The organism is Paenibacillus sp. 01T422 (genome assembly GCF_056398785.1).
This window is the reverse complement of the sequence record NZ_JBFTQB010000802.1, coordinates 1-5,231: the sequence shown is the minus strand read 5'-3', so window position 1 is coordinate 5,231 and position 5,231 is coordinate 1. Positions and strand designations below refer to the sequence as shown.

Annotated in this window: 6 protein-coding genes and 1 other RNA gene; 4 read left to right on the top strand and 3 right to left on the bottom strand. The window is 46.3% G+C overall.

The window, feature by feature from the left end; translation table 11 throughout:
* The first annotated feature begins 161 nt into the window (after positions 1-161).
* A non-coding RNA gene (ssrS, locus tag AC1DUA_RS31515) (6S RNA) lies at positions 162-343 on the top strand.
* A 70-nt stretch (positions 344-413) separates the two neighbouring features.
* On the opposite strand, the gene xylB is transcribed toward ssrS, so the two are convergent.
* Positions 414-1,946 carry a xylulokinase gene (xylB, locus tag AC1DUA_RS31510; protein ID WP_477503496.1) on the bottom strand — a complete coding sequence of 511 codons (1,533 nt, stop codon included), beginning with the start codon at positions 1,944-1,946 and terminating at the stop codon, positions 414-416.
* Between the two features lie 138 nt (positions 1,947-2,084).
* Complete coding sequence (locus tag AC1DUA_RS31505) at positions 2,085-2,585, bottom strand: GNAT family N-acetyltransferase (protein ID WP_477503495.1); 501 nt, start codon at positions 2,583-2,585, stop codon at positions 2,085-2,087.
* On the opposite strand from AC1DUA_RS31505, the gene AC1DUA_RS31500 reads away from it, so the two are divergent.
* The gene (locus tag AC1DUA_RS31500; protein WP_477503494.1) at positions 2,584-3,687 is read left to right on the top strand and encodes an Nramp family divalent metal transporter; all 1,104 of its coding nucleotides are present in this window, start codon (positions 2,584-2,586) and stop codon (positions 3,685-3,687) included. The genes AC1DUA_RS31505 and AC1DUA_RS31500 overlap by 2 nt on opposite strands.
* 145 nt (positions 3,688-3,832) lie before the next feature.
* The gene (locus AC1DUA_RS31495; protein WP_161409311.1) at positions 3,833-4,222 is read left to right on the top strand and encodes a DUF1499 domain-containing protein; all 390 of its coding nucleotides are present in this window, start codon (positions 3,833-3,835) and stop codon (positions 4,220-4,222) included.
* Between the two features lie 48 nt (positions 4,223-4,270).
* Here the strand turns inward: AC1DUA_RS31495 and tpx are convergent, their stop codons facing one another.
* Positions 4,271-4,789 (bottom strand): thiol peroxidase, encoded by a 519-nt coding sequence (gene tpx / locus AC1DUA_RS31490; RefSeq protein WP_477503493.1) that lies wholly within the window; start codon positions 4,787-4,789, stop codon positions 4,271-4,273.
* A 160-nt stretch (positions 4,790-4,949) separates the two neighbouring features.
* Between tpx and AC1DUA_RS31485 the strand changes: the two genes are divergently transcribed.
* On the top strand, positions 4,950-5,231 hold a 282-nt coding region (locus tag AC1DUA_RS31485), incomplete at its 3' end, for a LysR family transcriptional regulator (RefSeq protein ID WP_477503492.1).

Below are 5,231 nucleotides of genomic sequence, written 5' to 3'. Positions count from 1 at the left end.
GAATCTGATTCTGAATCTGAAGCCTCTTCGGATGATTTGGTTGAAGATGAAACAGAAAATAGAAATTCTGCTGTCAGCTTGCATAAAAATGATGAAAAGAATAGAGAATAAAGCTACCAGTTGATTATCAGCCGGTACAGCACTATAATAAGAACTACAAAAGAATCCTGCGATGTACGTAACGGTTTTAAGTTGTTTTAAACCAATGACTGTTTCTAGGGAGACCTACATTGAAGTGTGGCTGACATGCCCTCGAAAGGGGACCTCAAATACACTTCTGCGGACACCCACCTGCGAGAGCGGGTTTGAARCACCAAAACCGGACGGCATAGGCGGGTTTCTTTGCGTCTTCATACGTAAAAAATAAAGCGGTTGATCAGGAGGATTTCCTGTTCAACCGCTTTTTCAATTCATTAAGATTGACCGGCAAGGTCGCTTAATTGGTGAAAAGTAGTTTGAAGCGTGCCGTAAAGGCCGCGGTAAATTTGATAATAAGCCTCATACTTATTTTGATTATCGATATTTGGTTCTACGCGATCTGTGACCTGAATCCACTTCTCACAAAGCGATGTGATATCTTCGTTAAGAACGCCTGAAGCAGCCATGATGGCAGCGCCATAAGCAGGCCCATCCGTGGAGTTAACAGTGACAACAGGAATGCCGAAAATATCAGCAATCATTTGACGCCAGAACGGGCTTCTAGCACCGCCGCCGTTCACGCGAAGTTCGGTCACTTCGACACCGGACTCCCGTATTAATTGAAGGGAGTCGCGCAGCCCAAACGTAATGCCTTCAAGAACGGCGCGCGTCAGATGTGCTTTGCCATGTCTGAGATTAAGCCCGATGAAAGCTCCGCGGGCTTTGGGATCTGGATACGGCGTCCGCTCCCCGGACAAGTAAGGCAGGAACAGCAAGCCTTCGCTGCCTAAGGGGGCAGTGGACGCCTCAGACGTCAAGATCTCGTAGACGTCTTTGCCTTCCTGCTGCGCACGCTCAAGCTCTTCGTGCGCGAAATGGTTGCGCCACCACTGGAACGAGCCTCCGGCTGCCAGCATAACGCCCATGCGGTGCCATTTGCCAGGCACGCCGTGACAGAAGGAATGAAGCCGGTACGCTTCATCCACTTGATAGGTGTCGTCGTGAACGAAGACGACACCGGATGTGCCGAGCGCCACCGACGCGATGCCTTGGCGCACGACGCCAACGCCTACGGCGCCGCAAGCTTGATCTCCGCCGCCTGCTACAATAGGCGTGCCTGCAGCTAGACCGGTCAAGCTGGCTGCTTCTGGCAGCAGATGACCGGCTACGTCGCCGGACTCAAAGAGCGGCGGCAGCCACTCGAGCGGAATCTCCAGCCGCTCGGCGACGGTCTGAGACCAGCTGCGGTGTGCAACGTCCAGCAGCAGCGTGCCGCTTGCGTCGGCCATGTCCATGCCGAACGCACCCGTCAGGCGGAGCCTGACGTAGTCCTTCGGCAGCAGCAGATGCCGAACGCGAGCGTAGTTCTCCGGCTCATGCTGCCGGAGCCAAATGACCTTGGGCGCGGTGAAACCAGTGAGCGCCCGGTTGCCTGTAAGTCGGCCGAGTTCGGCTTCGCCGACGGTCGATTCGATGTAAGCGCACTGCTCGGCAGTGCGCTGATCGCACCAGAGCAGCGCAGGGCGGATGACCTGCTGCGCCTCGTCAAGGAAGACCGACCCGTGCATCTGGCCGGAGAAGCCAATACCTGCAACATCGCTGCCGGCGATGTTCGTTTTCGTCAGGAGCGCGCGAATACCCTGAATGGTGGCGTTCCACCAGTCCTCAGGATGCTGCTCTGCCCAACCGGGATGCGGCTGCTGGAGTGGATACTCAACGCTATGGCTCCCAATGACATTTCCTGCGTCATCTACAAGAATACATTTAACTGCAGAAGTTCCTAAATCTAACCCCATGAAATACGACATAAGCATTCACCCTTTGTTGAAAATAGAATATTAATCTTTTATCTTTGTTTGTTTAATAAATATACAAAGATAATTCAATTATATTATTCGTACGAAAACATAAAAATCCTTCTTTTGAGTTGATTTTTTGTTTTTCGTTTATTGCCAGATCAAATTCATTTCGTGCCAATGGACTCCACCGTGCTCGGATGCTGATGGAGCAATGTACCTGAATCCATATTTTTCATAGAATGAAATCAAGTGTTCTTCACACATTAAAACAATGCCTTTTAAACCTTCTATTTTGGTTTTTCGAATCATTTCTTGAAGGAGATTCGCAGCAATACCTTGCCTTTGATGATTTGGATGGACGGCAATTGTAAGCAGGCAGAAATAACCGCCATTAATATCATAATCAACGCCTTGTTTGATACTCTCATCCGCGAGGTCGTTATGATTCAGCTTCACGCCATTGGCAACTCCAATAATTAGCGGCTCAGCATTTAATTCGGATTCGGCTACGAGAAAATAGGGGCGGAACACTTCCATCCTCATTTGAAAAGCATCCCATGTCGCCGCGGACTCTTTCGTATATACACTCATTTCGATGTTATGAGCTGCTTTCAATTCTAGATCATTGGCAATTGGACGAATATTCATGGTGAAATTTGCTCCTCATTGTAGGTTGGCATTAGCTGGTCGCTTAGGTATTGTAACTGGGCGTGACTTGGCGCAAGCTTGTCGAGATCATTATAGTAAGCCAGTATCGTTTGTGTTATGGGTTCTATGTGAGCTAGCAATTGCAGCCTGCGATTTAGCAGAAGTGATTGGTGCGGCGATTGCTTTGAACCTGCTTTTCGGTATTCCGTTAATTTATGGTGTAATATTAACGTCCATAGACGTACTCATAGTTCTTATGCTTCAAAAAAGAGGGTTTCGTTACATTGAAGCCATGGTTATTAGTCTGATTGCACTTATCACCTTTTGTTTTGTAATGGAACTTATTTTTTCACAACCTGATTTTGCTGCTGTAGCAGCGGGATTCATCCCTACAACTGAAATTGTAACGAATCCAGCTATGTTATATATTGCTCTTGGTATTCTTGGTGCGACGGTTATGCCTCATAATTTATATTTGCATTCTTCGATCGTTCAAACGCGCAAAATTGAACCTACGCTTCAAGGTAAACGCGAGGCAATTAAATTTTCGACGATTGACTCTACTGTAGCTTTAATGCTTGCTTTATTCGTCAACGCGGCCATCCTTATTCTTTCGGCAGCAGCGTTTCACTCAGCAGGCACGGAAGTAGCTGAAATTCAAGATGCCTATCATCTGCTGGGACCTATGTTGGGTACTGGAGCCGCGAGTGTATTATTTGCTGTTGCATTGCTAGCTTCAGGGCAGAATTCAACGCTTACTGGAACGTTAGCCGGACAGATCGTTATGGAAGGCTTTCTGAATATCCGACTTTCACCATGGCTTCGTCGTTTGATCACGCGATTGATTGCGATCATACCGGCGGTCATCGTGATTGGCATCTATGGAGAAAGCGGCGCTACGGATTTGCTCATTCTAAGTCAAGTCATTTTGTCCTTGCAGCTTTCCTTTGCAGTTATTCCGCTGGTGAAGTTTACCTCTGACCGTAAAAAAATGGGTGAGCTTATTACTCCGAAGTGGATGATCGTGCTCAGTTGGTTCGTAGCGGTCTTAATTGCCGTTCTAAATGTCTATTTGCTTTATAGTACCTTTTTTGGAAATTAATAAGAAAATCTCCTGGAATGACTGTGGAGTAATCCTATCGTTTTCATTTTCCCTCTTTTTCTTATCCCTAAACAGTGGTAATATAGAGAACAGTGTAGAGAAGGCAAGCGGTCTAAATGCACTTCATTGAAGGGGGAAAAGGCTTTTGCTTAAGAGAACTTTAATCGGATTACTTCGCAGTCACGAAACGACCGGAGATAAAGCCAAAGATCCTTTGCTTAAAACAAGGTATTATAAGCTTTCCAAAGAGCAGGTCTGGGAAGAGGTTACGGCTGTTTTGAAGAAGACACCAGGTTATAAGCTGCTCCACGAAGTCCAAAGTGTAGGCGAGATTCTCGCAGAACGCAAAACAATGACAGGCAGGACACAGGATGTTACTTTGACACTGTTCGGGATTAATCCCGTGAAAACGGCAGTGGATATTTATTCAGCATCCCGCGGCTCGATGGGGGACCTTGGTTCCAACTACCGTACGATAATAGATATTTACAAACAATTAGACCGTAAACTAGCCCAATATAAAATCGAAGGATAATAAAAACAGCAGGGAAGCATGGCCTCCTTGCTGTTTTATTTGTTTCTATTAAACTAATTTTTTAACAGCTGCTACAGCTGCTTCGTAGTTAGGGTGAGCCGTCATTTCGCCCAGGTATTCCACGTATTGTACGGTATCGTTAGCGTCGATAACGAAGATTGAACGCATATCAAGTTGAAGCTCTTTGATCAATACGCCATATGCTTCACCGAAGGATTTTGTTTTGTAATCGGACAAAGTGATAACTTTATCGATTCCAGCTGCGCCACACCAACGGGATTGTGCGAAAGGAAGATCAACGCTTATTGTCAGTACAGTGACATTATCTCCAAGGCCAGCTGCTTCTTCATTGAAGCGGCGAGTTTGTGCGTCACAAACACCTGTGTCCAAGGATGGAACTACGCTGATCAGCTTTACTTTACCAGCATAATCTGCCAAGCTTACTTGTGTCATCAAGTCTTTGTTCACAGTGAAGTTAGGTGCTTTGTCACCTACTTTAATTTCAGGTCCCACCAAGGTGATCGGATTGCCTTTGATTGTAGCAACACCAGTACGGTCTTGAGCCATTTGAACAGTTCCTCCTTTGATTTCCATGCAATTTAACAACTTTTTCATTATAAGCTTTTTGAAGTTAGGTTGTCCAATTGAAGCTGTGAGGCTATAATTTAAATGCGTAAAATGTTGACAGATTCGTAATCCTGTAAGAAAAGTCGGAGGATTTATCCAAGTGGAATTAAGACAATTGCAGTATTTTGTGAAAGTTGCAAGAAAGCAGCATGTGACTCAAGCCGCAGAAGAAATGCATGTGGCTCAGTCGGCTGTTAGCCRCCAAATTCATCTATTAGAAGAGGAACTTGGCGTGAATTTATTTGTTCAAAAAGGGCGTAACCTGCACCTGACCTCAGTTGGTCACTTATTCTTAAGTCGCATCGAGGGGATATTGACGGATCTGGAGCGCGCTGTTGGTGAGATGCATGAATTTCTCGATCCTGAGGCAGGGGGGCAGGGG

Coding starts and splice junctions, on each gene's coding strand:
- AC1DUA_RS31505 (WP_477503495.1), bottom strand. CDS start 2,585: ATGAATATTCGTCCAATTGCCAATGATCTAGAATTGAAAGCAGCTCAT.
- AC1DUA_RS31500 (WP_477503494.1), top strand. CDS start 2,584: ATGGTGAAATTTGCTCCTCATTGTAGGTTGGCATTAGCTGGTCGCTTA.
- tpx (WP_477503493.1), bottom strand. CDS start 4,789: ATGGCTCAAGACCGTACTGGTGTTGCTACAATCAAAGGCAATCCGATC.
- xylB (WP_477503496.1), bottom strand. CDS start 1,946: ATGTCGTATTTCATGGGGTTAGATTTAGGAACTTCTGCAGTTAAATGT.